Annotated in this window: 23 protein-coding genes and 1 tRNA gene; 5 read left to right on the top strand and 19 right to left on the bottom strand. The window is 29.8% G+C overall.

Features of this window, described 5'->3' with window-relative positions:
* Window positions 1–25: 25 nt before the first annotated feature.
* Both CSPT_RS02020 and CSPT_RS02015 read right to left on the bottom strand, forming a co-directional pair.
* Entirely contained in the window at window positions 26–1,588 is a 1,563-nt protein-coding gene (locus CSPT_RS02020; protein ID WP_089182069.1) for a sensor histidine kinase, read from the bottom strand.
* Entirely contained in the window at window positions 1,548–2,240 is a 693-nt protein-coding gene (locus CSPT_RS02015) for a response regulator transcription factor (protein ID WP_089182068.1), read from the bottom strand. The genes CSPT_RS02020 and CSPT_RS02015 overlap by 41 nt, the downstream gene beginning before the upstream one ends.
* Before the next feature lie 568 nt (window positions 2,241–2,808).
* On the opposite strand from CSPT_RS02015, the gene CSPT_RS02010 reads away from it, so the two are divergent.
* Both CSPT_RS02010 and CSPT_RS02005 read left to right on the top strand, forming a co-directional pair.
* A complete protein-coding gene (locus tag CSPT_RS02010; protein ID WP_089182067.1) occupies window positions 2,809–3,249 on the top strand; it encodes a Panacea domain-containing protein in 441 nt (146 codons plus the stop codon).
* Window positions 3,239–4,072 carry a hypothetical protein gene (locus CSPT_RS02005; protein WP_089182066.1) on the top strand — a complete coding sequence of 278 codons (834 nt, stop codon included), beginning with the start codon at window positions 3,239–3,241 and terminating at the stop codon, window positions 4,070–4,072. The genes CSPT_RS02010 and CSPT_RS02005 overlap by 11 nt, the downstream gene beginning before the upstream one ends.
* 32 nt (window positions 4,073–4,104) lie before the next feature.
* On the opposite strand, the gene CSPT_RS09405 is transcribed toward CSPT_RS02005, so the two are convergent.
* Window positions 4,105–4,245, bottom strand: coding sequence for a type II toxin-antitoxin system RelE family toxin (locus CSPT_RS09405; RefSeq protein ID WP_369406653.1), 141 nt, complete (start codon window positions 4,243–4,245; stop codon window positions 4,105–4,107).
* A 438-nt stretch (window positions 4,246–4,683) separates the two neighbouring features.
* On the opposite strand from CSPT_RS09405, the gene CSPT_RS09035 reads away from it, so the two are divergent.
* Window positions 4,684–4,836, top strand: a complete 153-nt coding sequence (locus tag CSPT_RS09035) for a hypothetical protein (RefSeq protein ID WP_161492069.1) — start codon at window positions 4,684–4,686, stop codon at window positions 4,834–4,836.
* A gap of 329 nt (window positions 4,837–5,165) precedes the next feature.
* On the opposite strand, the gene CSPT_RS01995 is transcribed toward CSPT_RS09035, so the two are convergent.
* From CSPT_RS01995 to ybeY, 6 genes are all read right to left on the bottom strand, one after another.
* A complete protein-coding gene (locus CSPT_RS01995; RefSeq protein ID WP_089182064.1) occupies window positions 5,166–5,444 on the bottom strand; it encodes a type II toxin-antitoxin system RelE/ParE family toxin in 279 nt (92 codons plus the stop codon).
* The gene (locus CSPT_RS01990) at window positions 5,435–5,677 is read right to left on the bottom strand and encodes a hypothetical protein (RefSeq protein ID WP_089182063.1); all 243 of its coding nucleotides are present in this window, start codon (window positions 5,675–5,677) and stop codon (window positions 5,435–5,437) included. The genes CSPT_RS01995 and CSPT_RS01990 overlap by 10 nt, the downstream gene beginning before the upstream one ends.
* 19 nt (window positions 5,678–5,696) lie before the next feature.
* Window positions 5,697–5,972, bottom strand: a complete 276-nt coding sequence (locus tag CSPT_RS01985) for a type II toxin-antitoxin system RelE/ParE family toxin (protein ID WP_089182062.1) — start codon at window positions 5,970–5,972, stop codon at window positions 5,697–5,699.
* On the bottom strand, window positions 5,966–6,214 hold the full coding sequence (locus tag CSPT_RS01980) for a hypothetical protein (protein WP_089182061.1): 249 nt from the start codon (window positions 6,212–6,214) through the stop codon (window positions 5,966–5,968). Before CSPT_RS01980 ends, CSPT_RS01985 begins: the two co-directional genes overlap by 7 nt.
* A gap of 336 nt (window positions 6,215–6,550) precedes the next feature.
* Window positions 6,551–6,626, bottom strand: a tRNA-Val gene (locus CSPT_RS01975).
* A 32-nt stretch (window positions 6,627–6,658) separates the two neighbouring features.
* Window positions 6,659–7,063: an rRNA maturation RNase YbeY gene (gene ybeY, locus CSPT_RS01970; RefSeq protein WP_089182060.1), complete on the bottom strand. Its 405-nt coding sequence runs from the start codon at window positions 7,061–7,063 to the stop codon at window positions 6,659–6,661.
* A 61-nt stretch (window positions 7,064–7,124) separates the two neighbouring features.
* On the opposite strand from ybeY, the gene queC reads away from it, so the two are divergent.
* Complete coding sequence (gene queC / locus CSPT_RS01965) at window positions 7,125–7,787, top strand: 7-cyano-7-deazaguanine synthase QueC (protein ID WP_089182059.1); 663 nt, start codon at window positions 7,125–7,127, stop codon at window positions 7,785–7,787.
* A 9-nt stretch (window positions 7,788–7,796) separates the two neighbouring features.
* Here the strand turns inward: queC and CSPT_RS01960 are convergent, their stop codons facing one another.
* From CSPT_RS01960 to petA, 4 genes are read right to left on the bottom strand one after another with little or no spacing between them, the layout of a single operon-like run.
* The gene (locus CSPT_RS01960) at window positions 7,797–11,243 is read right to left on the bottom strand and encodes an acyl-[ACP]--phospholipid O-acyltransferase (protein WP_089182058.1); all 3,447 of its coding nucleotides are present in this window, start codon (window positions 11,241–11,243) and stop codon (window positions 7,797–7,799) included.
* Window positions 11,244–11,296: 53 nt separating this feature from the next.
* Window positions 11,297–12,316 (bottom strand): c-type cytochrome, encoded by a 1,020-nt coding sequence (locus tag CSPT_RS01955; protein WP_089182057.1) that lies wholly within the window; start codon window positions 12,314–12,316, stop codon window positions 11,297–11,299.
* A gap of 3 nt (window positions 12,317–12,319) precedes the next feature.
* A complete protein-coding gene (locus CSPT_RS01950) occupies window positions 12,320–13,579 on the bottom strand; it encodes a cytochrome b (protein WP_089182056.1) in 1,260 nt (419 codons plus the stop codon).
* Window positions 13,580–13,589: 10 nt separating this feature from the next.
* Complete coding sequence (gene petA / locus CSPT_RS01945) at window positions 13,590–14,093, bottom strand: ubiquinol-cytochrome c reductase iron-sulfur subunit (RefSeq protein ID WP_089182055.1); 504 nt, start codon at window positions 14,091–14,093, stop codon at window positions 13,590–13,592.
* A 317-nt stretch (window positions 14,094–14,410) separates the two neighbouring features.
* Here petA and gltS point away from each other — a divergent pair, with 317 nt between their 5' ends.
* Window positions 14,411–15,631: a sodium/glutamate symporter gene (gene gltS, locus CSPT_RS01940; protein WP_181892296.1), complete on the top strand. Its 1,221-nt coding sequence runs from the start codon at window positions 14,411–14,413 to the stop codon at window positions 15,629–15,631.
* Window positions 15,632–15,665: 34 nt separating this feature from the next.
* Here gltS and CSPT_RS01935 read toward each other — a convergent pair whose 3' ends face one another.
* The 6 genes from CSPT_RS01935 to gatA are packed head-to-tail and all read right to left on the bottom strand — an operon-like array spanning window position 15,666 to window position 21,229.
* Window positions 15,666–16,325 carry a HesA/MoeB/ThiF family protein gene (locus CSPT_RS01935; RefSeq protein WP_089182053.1) on the bottom strand — a complete coding sequence of 220 codons (660 nt, stop codon included), beginning with the start codon at window positions 16,323–16,325 and terminating at the stop codon, window positions 15,666–15,668.
* Window positions 16,325–17,083 carry a carbon-nitrogen hydrolase family protein gene (locus tag CSPT_RS01930; RefSeq protein ID WP_089183292.1) on the bottom strand — a complete coding sequence of 253 codons (759 nt, stop codon included), beginning with the start codon at window positions 17,081–17,083 and terminating at the stop codon, window positions 16,325–16,327. The genes CSPT_RS01935 and CSPT_RS01930 overlap by 1 nt, the downstream gene beginning before the upstream one ends.
* 32 nt (window positions 17,084–17,115) lie before the next feature.
* Window positions 17,116–17,307, bottom strand: a complete 192-nt coding sequence (gene xseB / locus CSPT_RS01925) for an exodeoxyribonuclease VII small subunit (RefSeq protein ID WP_089182052.1) — start codon at window positions 17,305–17,307, stop codon at window positions 17,116–17,118.
* Window positions 17,297–18,415, bottom strand: coding sequence for a homoserine O-acetyltransferase MetX (gene metX / locus CSPT_RS01920; protein ID WP_089182051.1), 1,119 nt, complete (start codon window positions 18,413–18,415; stop codon window positions 17,297–17,299). Before metX ends, xseB begins: the two co-directional genes overlap by 11 nt.
* Entirely contained in the window at window positions 18,415–19,869 is a 1,455-nt protein-coding gene (gene guaB / locus CSPT_RS01915; protein WP_089182050.1) for an IMP dehydrogenase, read from the bottom strand. Before guaB ends, metX begins: the two co-directional genes overlap by 1 nt.
* A gap of 1 nt (window position 19,870) precedes the next feature.
* The gene (gene gatA, locus CSPT_RS01910; RefSeq protein WP_089182049.1) at window positions 19,871–21,229 is read right to left on the bottom strand and encodes an Asp-tRNA(Asn)/Glu-tRNA(Gln) amidotransferase subunit GatA; all 1,359 of its coding nucleotides are present in this window, start codon (window positions 21,227–21,229) and stop codon (window positions 19,871–19,873) included.
* Window positions 21,230–21,237 lie beyond the last annotated feature (8 nt).

The following is a 21,237-nucleotide window of genomic DNA, read 5'->3' as shown; positions in this document are numbered from 1 at the left end:
AAAAGTAGTGAGAAAATAGAAAGTTTTAGATATTTATCTCAAATTTAGCACCATTATGTAAATTTACGGCATTTAATTCGCCGCCAAATTTCTTTTCAATAATCATTTTTGACATATAAAGCCCTATGCCAGTGCCATTTTTCTTATCTTTTGTGCTAAAATAAGGCTCAAAAATTTTCTCTAATGGCTCAGTTTTTATGCCACCGCCATTATCAATAATGATGATTTTAAGCCTTTTATCTTCTTTTAAAACCAAAATTTCAATTTTTTTATGTTCTATTTTATTTTCAACCAAAATATCTTTTGCATTTGTTAGTAAATTTAACAATACCTGTATAAATTCCCTAGGATAGCCATATATAAAATACTCATATTTGTGAGTAAATGCAATCTCTATGTCATTTTTAGAGATAGTTGAGCTCATAAATTTCAAAGCTTCTTTTACACAAAAATTTACACTAAAGTTTTCTTTTTCTTTATCTTTTACAAAAAAATATCTAAAATCATCTATAGTTTTTGCCATAAAATTTGTGATATTTTCACTTTTATCAAGCTCTTTTTGAAGCACATTGTCGCTTAATTTACCTTTTAGCAATAACACTTGTATTTTTAAAAATACAGCACTTAGCTCACCAAGAGGCTGTTTCCACTGATGAGCTATGCTAGATATCATCTCACCAGCTAATGCAAGCTTGCTTTGGTGCATCAAAATACGCTCATTTTGTAGATACTCTTCTTCTTTTTTCATTCGTCTTTTTATCTCATCTTTAACGCGTATTTCTAGACTTAAATTTAAATCTTCAAGGCGTTTTATAAGCACATTAAAGCCATAATTTATAACAAAAAATATCGCCAAAAGCACACAAAAAACTATAAAAAGTGTGCTATAAATCATATTTTTAACAACTTGCCTACTTTCATTTTTATCATAAGCTACTGCTATATAATTTTTATCATCTAGTTTTATTATTATGTCTTTGGTGTTTATAAATTTATCAGAAAACACAGCACTAGTATTTGATATAGATGATATTTTTTCTAAGAAATATTTTGCATCTAAAATAAACTCTATATAGCCTTTTATCATACCATTTTCAACAAGCGGTGTGCTAACTTTATAATATAGCTTTTGTTTAAATTTAAAAAAATCGCTAGTAAATTTTATATCTTTTAACTCATCGTTAAAACAATATATCAAATATAATTTTTCATCATAAAAACGCATATCTTTTAAAAAAGGATTTTCTTTTTGCAATATTTCCCACCTTTTAAAAGAGAGATTTTTGAGTGCATTTTGATCTTTGCTAATTATAGCTTGAGATATGCCTTGCGAGTTTAAATTTGCATAACCTCTATTTGTATAAAAAATGTTTGTATCGCTTAATGTTTTTTGTATTATGTTTTCAACTTGTGAGAGTAATTTTTGTTCTCTTATCGCGTCTAACTCGTTGATATCTTTATATAAAAAATATATAAAAATAAATGATTGCAATAAAAAAAGCACAATGACAAGTATCATTGTTTTAGCTTTTACGCTAAAAATTCTATCAAGATTTTGTTTGAAATTTATAACCGACTGCAAAAACATTTTCTATCTCAAGTGGAGCAATTTTTTTTCTTAATTCTTTTATCAATGTTTTTAAACTATCTTTAGAGCCGCTTTCGTATCCATAAATTTCTAAAATCAACTCATCAAATGTTAAAATTTTATCTCTGTTTTTTAGAAAATATTCAAACAAAATAAACTCTTTTTTGGATAGAATTTCACATTTTTGATTTGATATGATGCATTTTTTTATAGAGTTATAACTAGTATCTAATCCTAAATTTATCTCGCTTCCACCCATTTGTGAAATTAAAAATTTAGCAACCTCTTTTAGTGCATCTAAAAACTCATTTCTTGCAAATGGTTTAGATAGATAACGAAAAATATTTAACTCAACAGCCCTTTTTAGGCTATTTCTATCATCGTGTGCCGTTATCATTATGGCAGGAGTATTATAATCATTTTGACGAATTTCTTTAAGCATATCAAGTCCATCAATAACTGGCATTCTAATATCAAGGATTAACAAATCAGGCTTATTGGCATAATAAAGCTCAAGTCCGTCACGACCATTCGTAGCATAATCAACTTTAGAAAAAAGTAAATTTAAAATTTCGCAAATTTCTCTTGCTATATTTTCATCATCTTCAACATATAAAACATTTTTTGTTTCAAAATAATCTATATATTCCATTTAAGCCTAATATCATTAAATTTATTAATACCAAATACAAAAATCTATAAATCTATATTTTACTATGCATTTGCTAAATTAAAATATAAATAATGTTAAAAATAGACATTACTATGAGTATTTGAATAAAGTCAATAATACCATTTAAACTTTTTAATAACCATTTATTGATAAAATTAAGATAAAAATATAGTTAAATTTAGATGTGTGGTTGATAAGGAAGAGGGAGCACAACCGTCACGTACCTCTTCCTATAAATCAATTATAACATTCTACTCTGATAGAAATATTAATGAATAAAATGAAATTTAAAATCATCAAGTATAAGGATATTTTTCTAAAAAATCAATCATTTAAGAAATTAAATATTATAAAATATATTAGTTTTATAATATTATCGGACGACATTAAAATAGGAATAAATAATCAAAAATAGTTTAAAAGTCCCATTTTAAATACAAAACTATATATACAAATTGTTATAAATTACATCAAGTTACATAAAATTTAAACAGATTTTTTCAAATTTTATGTTATAGTATATTTTCAAAATTTGAAAGGAGCAAAAATGAAAGCTTTAGATGTATCAAAGTATATACTAACAAAATGCAATCTAGAAAACAATCCTATTAGCAATCTTCAGCTTCAAAAAACGCTCTATTATATACAATATGAGTTTTTAACAAAAATGGATAAACCACTTTTTGAGGATGATTTTGAGGCTTGGAAATTTGGACCAGTTATACCTAGTGTATACTATGAATATTCGCATATAGGTGCATTTAAAATAGGTGCAAACTATGAGAACTATGATAGTATTTTAAAAAACATGTCTTCATATGAAACTGAACTATTAAATAGTATCATAGAAGATAAAAGAACAAAAGATGCATGGTTTTTAGTTGACGATACTCATAAAAAAGGCAATGCTTGGGATTTGGTTTTTAAAAATGGCATAGGTTTTAGAGATACAATCTCTAAAAAACAAATAAAAGAAAATGCTTTCTGAAATTGACAACTTTTTAGATGAAGAGCATATAATAATAAAAGATGTTATATGCTCTCTTTCCAAATTTGGTTCTCTTGATAAAAAAAATGCACAACATAGACTAAATGGTAATTTAAAAAAATTAAGTAGTATTTATAAGCTTGATAGCTTTAGGCATAAATATTCAAAAATATTCATCATTATATCCGCTATAGATAAAGACAATGCATTGGGTCTAGATTTAGATTATTTAATGCAATCAATGGAAATCGCTATAGAACATGTATCAAAAAATTCTGCTATGTATTCAGAAGAGTTTAATAAAAATTTTTGCAAACTATATGACCATGTAATATTAGAAATTTTGCAAATTAAATATATGAAAGAAATAGAAATCAAAGGCGACCAAAATAATGAAAAAACAATTAAAGAACTTAAAGATGCAAAAAATATAGCCGAAAAAGCTAATAAAAATTCAGAAGAAGCTATTATAAATATTAAAAATGCAAAAGATAAATTAGACAATATACAAAAAGACTATATAACAATTCTAGGTATCTTTGCAGCTATTATAGTAGCTTTTGTTGCAAGTTTTACATTTTCAACATCAGTGTTAAATAACATTGATAAGGCAAGTATTTATAGGCTAATTACTGTTATATCAATATTAAGCATTTTTATAGTGAATGTATTAAATTCACTTTATATTTTTTTGAAACAAATACATTATCGCGAAGAAGCCAAAATAAACTATAAGTTTTTATTTATTTTTAATTGTTGTATGTTATTAATTATGATAGCGACGCTTTTAATATGGGTTGATTATCATCCATATAAAATATAAACTACATTTTATCTCTCCTATGGCTTTTCAATTTACTTATAGATATCCTTTCTATCGTCAACTCTTAAAATGAGTATGATTAAGCTATCAAATTCTTTTTTATAAAACACTCTATAACTTTTAAGTCTTAAGCGGTAGAAATCTTTGTATTCATCTCCTTTTAACCTTTTTATAGTCTGATTTATAAGTGGTTTTTCTTCATACTTATAGTTTTGTATTTAAATGTGACTTTTAAACTATTTTTGATTATTTATTCCAATTTTAAATACTAGTTAATCCCATTTTAATGTCGTCCGATACAATCCAAAGTAAGAAGACATAGGTAAAACAATGAAAAAAGACTATTTTTATTAATTATAAGCTTCACTTTTAGTTTTGCAAATTCCCCTAGCGCTTTATCAAACTTGACTTCAGAACATAAACAAGTTAATACTACTCACAATAATTTATTTGAGTTAGATAAATACAAATTTTTTTAAGCGACATATATAGCAAAAACTAGATTTGGGCACGTATAAATTTCTATTTAAACCCGCATCGTTGCGGATACAATGATAAGACACAAGCTTGAAAAATATATCCAAAACACCCTTCCAAAAGTCATCACAGATTTGCAAGGCTTACGTAATGAAACAGTCCACGCCAAGGCACCATCTCATAAAGATGTCAAAGAACTAAGAGAGAAAATCCTAGGTGTTGGTAGAGAAAGTGTGCTGATAAAACTTGCTAAGGCCAGAGTTGAGATTGGCAAAGGAATATATTAAAAAAATAAAATGGTGGCTCCGAATGGACTTTATATCATATTATACAATACCGATTTTATTGGCTTTTGATTATATAATATTAAAAAATAATTATTTGGTAACCCTACAGGCAACCTTAAAATTATATTTTAAAATTAAGTTTTTGAGTATATAAAAAATAGTTATGAAAATTACACTTTTCAAACTTTTTTTAATACAATCCCAATAAATCCATCTTTTGGAATGGTTAAGCTTTTTATTTTAAGTTTAGCAAACTTAAACATGCTAAAAAGTAGTTTTTTTATTTAAGAATTGATAAAAAATGAGTGTATTTTTATATAAAACTTAAATTAAGGTTTCCAAATGTTATTTTTGTAAATTCCTAATATCTCTATACAATTATTTTTTATAGCAAATGGTATAACATAATTTTTAAATATCAAATCTCTTATATTTTCATCATTAATAATTTTATTTTTGCTAAATCTATAAGGCATAAAAGTAGCATCTAAAATCCTATTATTTAAATCCCTTGCAAAATTAACGGCTCTTTCTTTGCTGTCAAGTGATATAAAATCAAGTATATTTTTAAGTTCAGTATTAAACTTCTTTGAATATCTTATTTCCATTTGTAGCCATTAGCTAATAAATCATTTTTAAACTCATCACTAGACATAAAATCTAATTTATTTTTTTTGTAAAGCTCGTAAGTGTTTAAAAAGTCTTGTGTATCATCTTTACTTAGTTTATAATCGCTTTTAAACTCGTTAATAATAGCTTCTTTATCACTTGCAAGGATAAGCGTTTTTATAGCTTCTATTATGCTTTTATCTGCATTTGTGTGTATAGTTATAGTTTGCATTGTAGTCCTTTTATTATTTTTACTTCCATAAATTAGATTTAAAAATACCTAATATAATAATTACCTCATCATCTACTAAGTAAGGAATTGTATAACCTTTGAATATCAAATCTCTAGCATTTGGGTTGTCAATGTAATAACTAGCTCGATACTCTTTAGGATTGTCTTTTAAATTATCTATTTTTGTAAATAAATCACTTTTAAATTTAACAGCTCTTTGTCTGCTATCTTTAGCGATGTAATCAAAAATGCCTTTTAACTCTGTTTTAAAGCGGTCATCTTGCTTTATTACCATTTTTCAGATTTCGCCTTTAACTCTTCAAAACTTGATGTTTTTAGGGTGCCTTTGTAGTATGCCTCCGCTCTTGCATTCATCTCTTTTTTTATGACTTCTAAGCTCGAGGGGTTAAGATTATCAAAATAATCGCCTTTAGTATCTATGTTTAGCGTTTCGCCTTTTGTTTTTGCTAGTGCTTGAGCTACTGCGATAATTTCAGTTATTAGGCTATTATTTGCTTGTATGGTTATGGTTTTCATTCTACACCACCTTAATAATTTTGTCTGATTTTATCAAAATAAAATAAATCTATTCTTTTGCTTAAAATTTGTGCCATTTAGTGAAATATTTCATTTTACTTTCATTTTGCATTAAAAATCTCTGTTATATTCTTGCTAAGTATTTCACTTAAATTATTTATTAGACGACTTAATTTTAAAGGCTGTAGGGTTACCTAAATCATTATAAAATAGATGATTTTTTATTCTAGGCAACCCTAAATCTTATATTTGGTTGAATTAGTTTATATTATATTAGCTTATAAAAGAATTATCAGTGGCTTTTTTGTATTTGTTTGAATTGTGTTGAATTTGGATTGGTGGCCCCGAATGGACTCGAACCATCGACCACTACCATGTCAAGGTAGTGCTCTACCAACTGAGCTACGGGACCAAAATTTGGATTTTACCATATACTTTTTTAAACTATCCTTGTGTGCGAACTATAAGACTTGGCGGCAAGTTAAAATGCTCTATAATTTTAGCTTCTTGTTGTCTCATTTCGCCACTATCTATCTCGTGATCAAAGCCTAAAATATGAAGTAATCCATGTATAAAAAGAAGTGCTATTTCATCATCATTTGTATGTTTTAGCTCACTTGCCTTTTTGCTAACTAAATCCAAATTTATAACTATACTTCCTAAAACTGAACCATAAACAAACTCCAAAGGAAAACTCAAAACATCCGTAGTTTTGTCTATATTTCTATTTTCTTTGTTTATTCTACGCATTTCATCGCAATCAACAAATACTAATTCGACATCATCATTGCTTAAAAATTTTAAAATTTCATCTAAAATTTTAGGGTATTTATCATCACAAATAATCATTTTTACACCTTTTAAAGTAAATTTTACTATAATTTTTATTAAATTTAACAATAGGAATAATATGAAAAAAGCACTTTGTATTATAAGTGGCGGAATGGATAGCACACTTTGTGCATATATGGCAAAAAATGAGGGTTATGAGATAGTTGCACTTCACTTTGATTACAATCAAAGAACTATGAATAAAGAAAGAGAGTGTTTTAACAAAATATGCAATGATTTAAACATCAAAAAAAGAGAAATTTTAGATGTTAGTTTTATATCACAAATCGGTGCCAATGCATTAACTGATACAAATTTAGAAATCCCAAAAACAGGCATTAGTGATGATATACCAATAACCTATGTCCCTTTTAGAAATGGGGTTTTTTTATCTATCGCAGCAGCACTTGCTCAAAAAGAGAATTGCGATGCGATATTTATAGGCGTTGTTGAAGAAGATAGTAGCGGATACCCTGATTGTAGTGAAGAATTTATAAAAAGTATGCAGCTTAGTATAAATTTAGGAAGAGGCACAAAAGATACAAAGATTGTTACACCTCTTGTTCATCTTAGTAAAGCAGATATCGTAAAAAAAGCAATATCTTTAAATGTGCCATTAGAATTAACTTGGAGCTGTTATGAGAGTGAAGATAAGGCGTGTGGCAAGTGTGATAGTTGTAGGCTTAGACTAAATGGCTTTAAAAAAGCTGGTTTTAAAGATAAAATTCCATACAAAGAGTAAAATAAATTTTTACTCTTTGGATTCTAGTGTTTTTGCTAGATTTTTAGCGGCTTTTAAATCCACTTTTCCGCTTCCAAGAAGTGGCATCTCTTCAAGATTATATATAGAAGATGGAAGCATTAATGGAGGCACATGTGAAGCCCTAAGTTTTAAACCTACTTCATTTGGCAAAATTTCCCCTTTATATAAAAGAACTATCTTTTCGCCCTTTTTATCATCTTCTACGCTAACACAAATAGCCTCTATATCTTCTCCTAATGCATTTGATACCTTTTCTTCAACACTAGCTAAACTTATCATCTCGCCGCCAATTTTAGCAAATCTTGAAACTCTATCTGTAATTTTTAAAAAACCGTCTTTATCAAGCAAACCTATATCGCCGCTTTTATAGTATCTAATCCCATCTATCTTAACAATAACATCTGATGTCTTTGCCACATCATCATAATAGCCTTCCATTACTTGATGACCGCCTATAAGGATTAATCCTTCTTCGCCTATGTCTAATTCTTCTAATGTTTTTGGATCAACTATCTTTATAACAGTTCCAGGAAGTGGCAAGCCAACAGTTCCAGGCTTATTAAAGACAAGTTCGGTAAAAAAGTCAGGATCTAATGAGTTTGGCATATTGCAACTAACTACAGGCGTAGTTTCTGTAGTTCCATAACCCTCATAAATTTCATGACCAAATTTCATCTTAAATTCTTTTTTGATATCTTCTTTTAGCTTTTCAGCTCCTGCTACCACTATCCTAAGATTGGCAAACATTAAAGGATTTATTTTTTTGCTTTTATTATAAAGTCTAAAAAATGTTGAAGTTCCAAGAAGTATAGTTGCGTTATATTTTGCAGCCATATTACCGATAGTTGAGCTATCTGTTGGATCTGGTATATGCACGCTCATTATACCTTCTGTTAGTGGTAAAAATGTAGTAACTGTTATACCAAAAGAGTGAAAAAGTGGTAAAGTAGCCATCATAACATCACTTTTTTGTTTGTTTAAAACACCAGCAATTTGCTTAATATTTGCCATTAAATTTCTATGTGTTATTTTTATACTCTTTGGCTCACCCTCACTGCCGCTACTAAAAACAATTGTGGCAGTCTCTCCTATATCAACTGGCTCAAAATGTGTAAGTTTTATAAGCCATGCTGGCATAAAAAATGCTTTTAAAAATGATAAAATTTTATCTTTTTTCTCTATACTTTTTGCAATATCTTCAAGATATATTAGTTTATCTCCAATGCTATTTTGCAGATTAAACCCACGATCTGCTAGTTTTTCAACAAATTTTTTAGAAGTTATAATACTTTTTATACCGGCTTTTTGGACGCATTTTATCATCATTTCTTCACTAACTGTATAGTTTAAATTTATAACAACCTTTCCTTTTATTAAAAGAAGTAAATTTATAGCACTTCCAAAAACCGAACTAGGCAGTATAACACCTATATGTTTTTCATTTTCAAATGAGTTTTTAAATTTAGAAAATAACACCAAAACAAGTGTTATAAATTTAAGATTATTTAATTTTAAACCCGTAGAATCAACAATAGCTCTTCTAAAAAGATGAGATTTTGCAACATTTATCCAATTAAAATGAACTGGATCTAGACTATTTACATACTCGCCCCAACTATAAAAAGAAAGCTCACTTACAGCTTTTTTAACGGCACTAGCAGTTGAGGTATTACTCATTTGCTTTCCAAAAGTTACACTTATTTGCTTATTTCCATCAATATTTGCTAACTCTTTGTATCCCTTACTAGCTCTTGAAAAAGTTGAACCCCAAAGTCCTCTTATAAAAAACGGGATAATAACACAATTTGCATTTTTAGCAGCTAACTCAAAACCTTGTTGAAATTCGCCCAAATGGCCATTATATGATATCCTGCCTTCTGGAAATAACGCAACTACTTCGCCATTATTAAGCCTTTGAGTTATAGCTTTTATGGCACTCTTGTTTATTCCATTTCCTATTGGAATAACTTTAAATAAATTAAAAAACCATTTTATATACCAGTGATCATAAAAACTTTTAAACATTACAAATTTAATAGGTCTTGGTGTAGCAATTTGCAAAACAAGCCAATCAATCCAACTAATGTGATTACCAAGAAGGAGAACACCGCCTCTTAATGGTAAATTATCAAGTCCATTAACATTTACTTTATAAGTCTGCTTTAGTATAGGCAAAAGCAGTATTCTGCTAAAAAGATGAGGCAACTCTTTTACACAATAAATTGCTGTAAAAAGCGTAGCTATGGCACAAATCAGATATAAACCAATGGTTGTAAGCCCAAATTTAACAAAAAATATTGAAAATATTATTGCAAAAACCATAGTTATATTTTGTAAAAAGTTATTGCCAGATAAAATTTTTCCCATTTGCTCTTCTTTTGCAAAATACTGAATAGCTGCATTTAAAGGAACAATAAAAACACCTCCGCTTATACCAAAAATTAGTGATGATAATACAAATAAAAAAATGTCTTTACTTCCCGATAATAAAAAAAGAGCTATAGAAATACCCAGTGCGCCAAATGGAACAATGCCAAGCTCTATATGTTTTTTAGAATAACTTGCCGCTATTGCCGAGCCTATGATTATTCCTATTGCACTTACTGAAAGTATTACTTGGATTATTACTACATTTGAATTCATTGTCATAGCTTTATAGTGTGCAGGAAAAGTCGCGACTATGATTTGTGAAATAGCCCAAAATACGGATAATCCAAGTATGCAAAGAAATATAGATTTATGAGATTTTATAAATTTCAAATTTTGATTTAAATATATTAAATTAAGATATTTTTTAATTTCAAAATTCTCTTTGGTAGAAACTGCTTTAAAATATGGTATTTTAAATGTAAAATATGCTTCTATAATCGATAATACAAATAAAATAACTCCTATAAACCATACAGAACTCATAATTTCACTAGGATTTGTGCCACTATATAGCATTTCAAAAAATATAGAAAACATAAATGAATTTAAGAGTATAGATACTATGGTAACGGCTTGTACAACGCCATTTCCACTACCTAAATTTTGAGTTCCTAGTAAATTTTTTATAAGACCGTATTTAGCAGGAGAATAAATTGCACTTTGCATAGCTAAAAATAGCGTAAAGATGAATGCAATATAAAACCATCCAAAAATATAGCTTACTAATATACAAAATGTCAATAACACCCCGATAATAGCACAAACTCTAGTAACAATCGTTTTGGAAAATTTATCGTTTAAAAAACCAGATGGTGAAAATAAAAATATAAAAGGAAGTAAAATCATCGCATTTACTAATAGGCTTAAGTATAACAAAGTATCGCCATCATAGTATTTTAAAATAATATTTTGTATTGTTATCTTATGACCTAAATCCACTCCCGCATTTATAAACATCACAACAAGATAAGGTATAAAACCCTTTTTTGAAAAAATAGAATCCATAATTCCCTTTACATTTTTATCTAAAAATTTATCCCCTTATTTGGGGATAAATTTTAATGCAAATCTTTCCAGATTTTTCTTTTCCAAAGTATAGCAAAAACAGAAAGTATAGCAAAATAAATCATGATTTTTATAGAAACAGATTCTCTTTCATCTTTTTTAGAATCTCCAACTTTTTGCATATATTCTACAACTTGTTTTTCTGCTTTTTCGTTAAGCCCAACTCTAGGCATTGCAGTTCCTGGAAGCATTTTTTGAGGATCATTTATAAATTTATGTAAATAAGTTTCACCTTTTGAGCGAATCATCATAGAAAGATCTGGTGGATTTGATCCTATATGGTTTTTAAGACTTAATCTATCTCCTAAAACATACATATTGTCATATTTTATATCATGACATCTTTGGCAAGCATTATCAAAGACTTCTTTATTGCTAGCTTCTTTTGGAGCAACTGAATTTAAATAAGCTATTATATCTGCAACTTCTTGATTTATATCTCCACCAAGACCAAAAAATTGAGTCATAGGAAAAGGCTTTTCATCATTAAATACATGTGATACTTTTAAAGCTACGGTTGGTTCTAGTATAAGAGCAGCTAAAAATTTATCATCATATAAATAACCAGCTAAACTAAGATCTGGCGGCACCACTCCCATAGCTTCACTTGCTGTTTTATCATCACCCATAGGATTAGGCAAACCTTTTACTTTTAAAGAGTGACAACTTGCACATGCCATAGCAAATGTTTGCTCTCCTGATGTAATATTTCCTTTTGAAAAGTCAATGCTATCAACTTTACCCCAAAGTTCATCATATTTTGTTTTTAAATTTGTAGCTTTTTCAAGCTCTTTATTTGCTAAATTTAGGTTAGCTTCATCATTGCCAGCTTTTTTAATATTAGCATTTGCTAAATCTACTTTTTTATTTACAAACTCTTTATCTGAAGATGAAAAATCATAACTTGCAGAAGATGTGTGCGGATTCATAACAGAGTGCGCCAAAGGCTCAACTCCCCAATATGTAACTAACACCATAAATAAAACTATAATTAATATCTTTAACTCTTTCATTTTCTACCCCCTTTTTCTTTCAGCTATAGTAATAAGAGGTAAAAATACAAGCAATAATGCTATATAGCTTATAGAAAGAACAAAACCTATATAAGTATTGCTAATGCCAAAAGTTACTCCATCGGCTGGCAACTTACCGTAAATAGTAAGCGCTATTAAAACTATCATTAATACCCAAAACCATATGAAATATGCTCTGTTTTTATGTGCAGGAGCAACAACACTACTTCTATCAAGCCAAGGTATAAATATAAGAGAAACTCCAGAAAATGCAAAAGCCATAAGTCCTATATCTGCGGCTTTAAGCGGTCCAACATCAAAGAAAAATCCGCGTAAAATTTCATACTGCCATAAAAAATACCATTCAGGATAAATATGTGGAGGTGTTTTTAAATGACTTGCAGGATCAAAATTTATAGGATCCATGGCAAAATTAAACTGAAATCCTACCAAATAGAAGAAAAATATCATAAATATGCAAACATACATGAAATCTTTTGCTAAAAATCCTGGCCAAAATGGTATAACTTTAGCTTCTTTCATATTGCCTTTTAGATATTTATCAGCTTCTAATTCAAAATCTATCTCTTCTCCATCAAGATTATTTACATGTGGAAAACGAAGTGCATAAAAATGTAGAGCAATTACGGCTATAATTACAACTGGAAGCAAACAAACATGAAGCATAAAAAATCTTGTAAGAGTTGGATCACTTACAGCATAATCTCCCCTTATCCACTCTACCACAGCTTCACCTATAACAGGAATACCTCCAAAAAGTTGAGTTATAACAGTAGCTGCCCAATAACTCATCTGTCCCCATGGAAGCATATATCCACTAAAAGCCTCGGCTGAAAATATCAAAAATAAAAGTATACCGCTAACCCATATCATCTCTCTGCCATTTTTATAAGATCTATAATAAACTGCAGTAAATGTATGAATATAAAGTATCAAAAATATAACAGAAGCGGCAACTGCGTGTATATGTCTCCAAAGCCAACCATATTCAACTTCTTGCATGATAGTTTTATTTACACTATCAAACGCCACAACAGCATCTGGTTTATAATACATTACTAGTAATAGTCCAGTAACAAAAAGCAGTATAAAAAGCGTTAATAAAATAACACCCATAGCCCAAAGGAAGTTTATATTTTTTGGTATCCAATACTCACTAACCATAACTTTCCAAAATTTATCTATATTCAATCTTTGATCAAACCAATCAAATAAACTTGTAGATTTTTTTATATGCGACATAACTTCCCCCTTATGCTTTAGACATCAGTTGTTTGTATTCAGGACCTTCTTCGCCAAGAACAAGCGTTGTTCCTTCTATTTTAAAAGGAGGAATATCCAAAGGTCTAGGAGGTGGTCCAAATTTATTTATGCCCTCAGCATTAAATACTCCTCCATGACAAGCACAAACAAACTCTTTTCTAGATGCACTCCAGCTTGGGATACAGCCTAAATGTGTGCATAGCCCAATTACGACAATATATCTAGCATCTCCAACAACAATATCTCTAGCTTCATTTGGTTTTGAATCAGCTGATTTTTTCATAACAAAAATAGGCTTTTTACGCCACTCTACATTATAAATTTCACCCTCTTTTATAGGACTAAGGTCAACAGTTGTAAAACCCGCTGCTTTTACGCTAGGGAGCGGATCCCAAGTTTTCTTAACAGCTCCAAGTGCAAATATACCGCCTATTGCGGCAACAGCACCAAAAGACATACCTATAAAATCTCTCCTACTGTTTTTTTCGGACATAATTTTCCTTTCTATAGACTTTAAACTCAAATATTTATTCTACAACAATTATTATTAAATTTAAATGATATTGTTTTTTTAATTACATTTTATGATTAAATTTATAAAATTAAGTTATTTTTTTTAATTTTTATTAATATTTTATATGATAGAATGAACGCTAAATAAATATTGTAATAATGGGGTTTAATAAACATTTCCATATATTATAAATTTATAAATATGCAACTAAATTCAACTTAATACTTACTAGAGGGGTTTTAATGACAGAAGGTGTTACTAAAATAGCTTTTGCTACTATTAGCAATGCAAACGAGATAACAACTATAAGCTTGGACTTTTATGCTACTTTTGTTATTGTATGTTTTGTTCTTTGGATTGGAACATTTTTAACTAAAAAGTCAAATTTTTTATACAAATATGACATTCCGGTGCCTGTAACTGGTGGTTTAGTTGTCGCTATATTTGTTTTTCTTTTATATTCATTAGGTGGTATAAGTATCAAATTTAACGAAGCTATAAAAGATCCGTTTATGCTTATGTTCTTTACATCAGTTGGTCTTGGTGCAGATTTTGCAAGTCTTAAAAAAGGTGGAAAACTTCTAGTTCTTTTTGGAATCGCTGTATGCTCATTCTTATTTGTTCAAAATGCTGTTGGTGTTGGACTTATGACTTTAATGGGCGAAAATCCGCTACTTGGTCTATTAGCTGGTTCTATTACACTTAGTGGTGGGCACGGAACAGGTGCAGCATGGGGTGATACTTTTATGAAAGCACCATATATGTTTGAGGCTGCAAAAGATATAGCTATGGCAAGTGCTACATATGGTTTAATAGCAGGAGGCTTATTTGGTGGTCCAGTAGCTGGTAGCTTGATTAGAAAATTTAATCTAAAACCTACAGAAAAAGAAAGCAATAGTCAAACTAGCGATGAGGTATTTTCAGAGCCTGAAAAACAACGACTTATAACAAGTTCATCATTTGTAAAAAGTTTGGGTCTTTTTGCCCTTGCTATGTTTTTAGGAACAACTATTAACTTTTTCTTAAAAGGCACTGCTTTTGCACTTCCTACATTTGTTTGGTGTCTATTTAGTGGAATTATAATTAGAAACTCATTCCATTATTTTGATATACATCAAGTTTTTGATAGAGAAGTTGGCGTTATAGGAAATGTGAGCTTAGCTATATTCCTTTCAATTGCTATAATGACTTTAAATTTAATAGAACTTACAAAATTAGCTGTTCCTTTGATAACTCTTCTTGCAGTACAAACAGTTGTACTTATTTTATGGTTAAGATATGTTACATTTAATATTTGCGGAAGAGATTATGATGCAGCTTGTTTGGTTGCAGGACACTGCGGATTTGGAATGGGTGCAACTCCAACAGCTATAGCAAATTTACAATCCGTAACAGATCACTTTGGCCCATCAAGAATAGCATTTATTGTAGTTCCTATAATGGGTGGATTTTTTGTTGATATAGCAAACGCTATAACTATCAAATTATTTCTATTTTTACCGGTATTTGGTGGTTAAAAAGAAATTTAGAAGCATTAATTTGCTTCTAAATTTATCTTACACTAAATTTACTTATATTAAGCTCTCCACTGCTCATATCTAGATAATAAAGCATATCTTTTTTTACTTCTAATCCTGCTAAATACCTAATAGCTAAATTTGCTTCAAAAGATGCCATAAACATTACTATAGGAGCAGCTATGCCGCCTGGCAATCTATCATTTATCTTTACAAAATCTAACTTTGCATTATGCATAAAACAAAGTTGTCCATTAAACCCCTCAACACTACTATATATCCAAGGTGTATTTGTATTTTTTGCAAAATCATCTATCAAAGCTCTTGTTGGCATATTATCAGTTGCATCTAATATAAGATCAAATTTAAGTCCTTTTTTACTCCAGGTCTCAAAATCTTGTAAATAAACATTGATTTTTACGCCATCATATCTTTTTTCTAACTTCTCTTTAAAAACTTCGGCTTTGTATTTTCCAATATCTTCCATACCAAAAAGTATTTGTCTATGGATATTATGCAAGCTTACTGTATCAAAATCAACTATAGAAATTTCTCCTATACCGCTTGATGAAAGTGCATAACCAAGAGAACTTCCAAGACCTCCACTGCCAATTATGGCTATTTTTTTATCTTTTAAAGAATTTTGCGTATCTTCACCCCAAAGTGCAATTTGTCTAAGAAAATACTCACTCATTAAAAAGCTCCAATATTTTTTAGCTGATCACTAAATTTCCACAAAGATCTAGCCTTATTTATTTCTTTTTTGTCTATATTAACTATAAGCATTTCTTCATCTTTTCCAAGTTCATTTACAATATCACCAAAAGGGTTTATTAGCATACTTTGTCCATAAAAATTCCATCTTTCATTTTCATATTTATGCTCTCCAACCCTATTTATTCTAAGAATATACACTAAATTTGTAAAAGCTCTTGTTTTTAAAAGTTCTTTCCATCTTGTTTCACTAAAAAATGTACAAGCACTAGGCACTATAACAACATCTACTTTTTTTTTCATAATCTCTTGCCAACATACATCAAAGTTTGTCTCATAAGCATTGATAATAGCAAATTTAGTCCTATTTATGTTAAATGTTGGAATATTTACTTTAGTTGGCGAATTTAAAAAAAAGCTCTTTTCATCCCAGTGAGAATAAGGCATAAGAAAATTTTGTTCATAAAATTTATTTTGGTTCTTAGAAAATTTAGCACAAACTTTTACAAAACCTCTGCCTTTTTGCAATATAAGCGGTGCGACTATGCTTATATCATATTTTTTACAAAGATCATTCATGATAGTTTTTCTCATATCACTTTGCTCTTTTATGAGATTTTTTGGCATTTTTACAAGATCTCTAAAAAAGTTATTTAAGACATACTCACCTATACAAACTAACTCTACACCCTCATTTGCACAAATTTGCAGATAATAATCCAACCTCGCTGAACTCATAGGAAGTGTTGGCAGTTGAAGAGCACAAATTTTCACTCTTCATCCTTATTTATATACTCAACTTCCAACTTTATATCTTCAAGTATTTTTCTACTTTCTTTTAAAAGTTTTATACCTTTTTTATAAATATTTACACTATCTTGTAAATTTATATCTTTACCATTTAACTCATTGAGTATTTCATCTATTTTTTTTAGTTTTTCTTCAAAATTATCATTTTCCATAGTTTTTTCCTTTTAAAACATTTTTTATATATGGCTCTATTTTATCTATCTCAACCAAAAAGGCATCATGCCCGTAATCACTATCTATCTGAACATAATTAACTCTGTTTTTATCTATTTTTTTCATAACTTCATACATTTCAAACATTAAATTTGGAGGAAATAAAATATCTCCTTTAAAAGAAATCAAAGTAAGGTATGATTCAATTTTACTAAATGCGTCATCAAGGCTATCATAGTGCCTTGTGCAATCAAAAATATTCATCATTTTTGCTATATATATGTAAGACAATGGATCAAATTTTTTTGAAAAACTAAATCCATTGTATTGCATATAATTATCCACTTGAAATCTTCCAAAAAGCTCATAAATGCCATCTGTTGGAACATAATTTCTACCAAATTTCTTATCCATTGAAGTTGGCGAAAGAAAGCTTATATGTCCAGCCATTCTACCAAAAGCAAGACCTTTTAAACCATTTTTTGATATCTCCTTTTCATCATAATTACCATCTTTAAACTCAGGATCATTTCTAATAGCTTCAATAGAAATTGTATTAAAAGCTATTGCCCATGGTTTAGTTTGATATGAACTAGCCAAAATGATAATATTTTTAGCAAATTTAGGATACTCTATAGCATAGCAAAGTGCTTGCATACCGCCTAAAGAGCCGCCTATAACTGCATAAACACTATTTATTTGCAATCTTTTAAAAAGATTGATTTGTGCTTTAACGACATCGCTTATAGTTAAAACAGGAAAGCTAAGAGCATATCTTTTTTTAGTATGCGGATCAATGCTAAGAGGCGAAGTTGAGCCAAAGCTGGAACCTAGTATATTTATACAAATAACAAAAAATTTATTTGTATTTATAGCCTTACCATCGCCTATTAAGCCATCCCACCAGCCAAATTTATTATCATTCTCATATTTACCGGCTGCATGATGAGATCCCGTTAAAGCATGACAAACAACTACGACATTATCTTTTTTTAAATTTAACTCACCATATGTTTCATAAACAAGATCATATGGTGCTAGTATTCGTCCACTCTCTAAATATAGCGGCTCTTCAAAGTGCTCTTTTTTAGTACGTAAATTTAGCACTAATTTACTCTATAATTCGGTGCTTCCTGTGTTATTATAACATCATGAACATGACTTTCTCTAAGGCCTGCACTTGTTATTTCTACAAATTCCGCTTTTTGTTTAAATGTAGCTAAATCTTTGCTTCCGCAATACCCCATAGAACTTCTAAGTCCGCCAATTAGTTGATGAACTATGGCTCTTATACTTCCAGCATAGGGAACTCTTCCTTCAATTCCTTCTGGAACTAGTTTTTCTTTCGCTGTTCCTTCTTGAAAATATCTATCACCACTTCCCCTTGTCATTGCAGCTATAGAGCCCATACCACGATAAACTTTATATTGCCTACCTTGAAGAGTAACAAGATCTCCAGGAGCCTCATCTGAGCCCGCAAATATACTTCCCATCATTACAGAGCTTGCACCAACTGCTAAAGCTTTGGCAAGATCTCCAGAGTATTTTATCCCGCCATCTGCAATAACTGGGATGCCGTATTTATCAGCTTCTTTTACACAATCATCAATAGCTGTAATTTGAGGTACACCAACACCAGCAACTATTCTAGTTGTGCAAATACTTCCAGGTCCAATACCAACTTTTATACCATCAGCACCAGCTTCCGCCAAATCTTTGATACTGGCATAATTTGCTACATTTCCTACAACTATATCAACATTACTAAATCTCTTTTTTAACTCTTTTAAAGTATCGATAATTCCTTTTGAATGCCCATGAGCAGAATCAATAACCATAACATCAACACCAGCTTCTACCAAAGCTTGTGCTCTATCATATTGTCCTACTCCAATAGCTGCTCCAACAACAAGTCTTCCAAATTTATCTTTATTTGAGTTTGGATATTCTATCCTTTTTTTAAGATCTTTTATTGTTATAAGACCGCTTAATCTACCATTTTCATCAACAATTGGAAGTTTTTCTACTTTATTGTTTTTAAAAATTTCCTCTGCATCATCAAGCGTGCAGCCCTTTGGTGCTGTTATTAACGGGGCTTTTGTCATCACATCACATACTAATTTATCAAAATTTGTCTCAAATCTTAAATCTCTATTTGTTAAAATTCCTATCAAAGTTTTGTTTTCATCAACAACAGGAACACCAGAAATCCTAACTTCTGACATAAGATCCAAAGCTTCTTTTATTTTAGCATCTGGTTTTATAAAAATTGGATCTATTATAACTCCACTTTCACTTTTTTTAACTCTTTTTATCTCTTTGGCTTGAGAAGCTATATCCATATTTTTATGAATAATTCCTATTCCTCCGAGTCTTGCCATCATTATAGCAGTTCTGTGTTCAGTTACTGTATCCATTGCTGCTGAAACCAAAGGTATGTTTAGTGATACATTTTTACTAAATTTAGTTTTTATATCAACTTGTTTTGGCAAAACATCTGAGTATTGCGGTACAAGAAGAACATCTTCAAAAGTCAAAGCTCTTTTTTCTCTTAATTTCATTTTATCCCCTTATAATTTTTTCAAGACTATATGCACCATCAAGAACGCTTTGTTCATCATAAGCTTTTCCTACTATTTGTGCACTTATACTTAAATTATCTGCATTTTTTCCAACAGGAAGACTAATAGCTGGAAGTCCTGCTAAATTTACGCCTATTGTATAAATATCACTTAGATAAGAAGTTAATGGATCACAAAGATCTCCAAATTTAGGTGCAACTTTTGGAGTTACTGGTAAATAAACAAGATCTGCGGTTTTAAATATATCTTCATACTCTTTTTTTATATAAGCTCTTGCTTTTTGAGCCTTTACATAGTAAGCATCATAATATCCACTACTTAAAACAAAAGCTCCAAGAAGTATTCTTCTTTTTACCTCATCGCCAAAACCATCACTTCTTGTTTTTATATACATATCAGATAAACTATCGCAATCAGCTCTATTGCCGTATCTGACACCATCATATCTACTTAAATTTGCACTTGCCTCAGCAGTTGCAATTATATAATAAGTTGCAACATCGTATTTTGAATTAACAAAATTTCTATAGACTATATTGTGTCCTGCTTCTTTTAGTTTATTTATGCTTAAATTCAGTGCTTTTTGAGTATCTTCGTCTGCTTCTTTTAAGTAATTTTCTATAACACATATTGTAAATTTTTTGTCGCTATTTAATTTATCAGAAGTGCTAATATGCTCTAAATTTGCACTTGTGCTATCTTTTGGATCATAACCAGCTATTATATCATACAAAATTGCAGCATCTTTTACATTTTGCGTAATTGGTCCTATTTGATCCAAACTACTAGAATACGCTGCTAAGCCATATCTACTTACTCTACCATAACTTGGTTTAAATCCAACGCAACCACAAAGTGCAGCAGGTTGCCTTACGCTACCGCCAGTGTCACTTCCAAGAGCAGCTATTGCAAGCCCTGCACCAACTGCAGCTGCACTTCCACCACTACTTCCACCAGGAACTCTTGAGCAATCAAGCGGATTTAGAGTTTTCCCATAAAATGATGATTCTGTCGTATTGCCCATAGCAAACTCATCCATATTTGTTCTGCCAAATGGAGATAAACCTGATTTTAAAATTTTATCTATAACAGTAGCATTGTATGGAGCAACATAACCTTGAAGTATTTTTGAAGCACAAGTTATACTCCAATTTTTTACTTGAATGTTGTCTTTTATAGCGATAGGAACACCATCTCCACTTTCATTTATAGGCTCATTTGTAAATTGCTCTATATAAGCACCGATTTCTTTATTTTTATTAATTTTTACAGCAAGTTCTTTTTTAAAGTTTTTTATATCTTCACTACTTAGTTTTAAAGCTTCTTCTAAAGTTATCACTAATTCTC

The sequence above is a fragment of the Campylobacter sputorum subsp. sputorum genome, from assembly GCF_008245005.1.
Lineage (GTDB): Bacteria > Campylobacterota > Campylobacteria > Campylobacterales > Campylobacteraceae > Campylobacter_F > Campylobacter_F sputorum.
Note: the sequence above shows the minus strand (reverse complement) of the source record. Positions and strands in the feature narration are given on the sequence as shown.

Coding starts and splice junctions, on each gene's coding strand:
- CSPT_RS02020 (WP_089182069.1), bottom strand. CDS start 1,588: ATGTTTTTGCAGTCGGTTATAAATTTCAAACAAAATCTTGATAGAATT.
- CSPT_RS02015 (WP_089182068.1), bottom strand. CDS start 2,240: ATGGAATATATAGATTATTTTGAAACAAAAAATGTTTTATATGTTGAA.
- CSPT_RS02010 (WP_089182067.1), top strand. CDS start 2,809: ATGAAAGCTTTAGATGTATCAAAGTATATACTAACAAAATGCAATCTA.
- CSPT_RS02005 (WP_089182066.1), top strand. CDS start 3,239: ATGCTTTCTGAAATTGACAACTTTTTAGATGAAGAGCATATAATAATA.
- CSPT_RS01995 (WP_089182064.1), bottom strand. CDS start 5,444: ATGGAAATAAGATATTCAAAGAAGTTTAATACTGAACTTAAAAATATA.
- CSPT_RS01990 (WP_089182063.1), bottom strand. CDS start 5,677: ATGCAAACTATAACTATACACACAAATGCAGATAAAAGCATAATAGAA.
- CSPT_RS01985 (WP_089182062.1), bottom strand. CDS start 5,972: ATGGTAATAAAGCAAGATGACCGCTTTAAAACAGAGTTAAAAGGCATT.
- CSPT_RS01980 (WP_089182061.1), bottom strand. CDS start 6,214: ATGAAAACCATAACCATACAAGCAAATAATAGCCTAATAACTGAAATT.
- ybeY (WP_089182060.1), bottom strand. CDS start 7,063: ATGATTATTTGTGATGATAAATACCCTAAAATTTTAGATGAAATTTTA.
- queC (WP_089182059.1), top strand. CDS start 7,125: ATGAAAAAAGCACTTTGTATTATAAGTGGCGGAATGGATAGCACACTT.
- CSPT_RS01960 (WP_089182058.1), bottom strand. CDS start 11,243: ATGGATTCTATTTTTTCAAAAAAGGGTTTTATACCTTATCTTGTTGTG.
- CSPT_RS01955 (WP_089182057.1), bottom strand. CDS start 12,316: ATGAAAGAGTTAAAGATATTAATTATAGTTTTATTTATGGTGTTAGTT.
- CSPT_RS01950 (WP_089182056.1), bottom strand. CDS start 13,579: ATGTCGCATATAAAAAAATCTACAAGTTTATTTGATTGGTTTGATCAA.
- petA (WP_089182055.1), bottom strand. CDS start 14,093: ATGTCCGAAAAAAACAGTAGGAGAGATTTTATAGGTATGTCTTTTGGT.
- CSPT_RS01935 (WP_089182053.1), bottom strand. CDS start 16,325: ATGAGTGAGTATTTTCTTAGACAAATTGCACTTTGGGGTGAAGATACG.
- CSPT_RS01930 (WP_089183292.1), bottom strand. CDS start 17,083: ATGAGTTCAGCGAGGTTGGATTATTATCTGCAAATTTGTGCAAATGAG.
- xseB (WP_089182052.1), bottom strand. CDS start 17,307: ATGGAAAATGATAATTTTGAAGAAAAACTAAAAAAAATAGATGAAATA.
- guaB (WP_089182050.1), bottom strand. CDS start 19,869: ATGAAATTAAGAGAAAAAAGAGCTTTGACTTTTGAAGATGTTCTTCTT.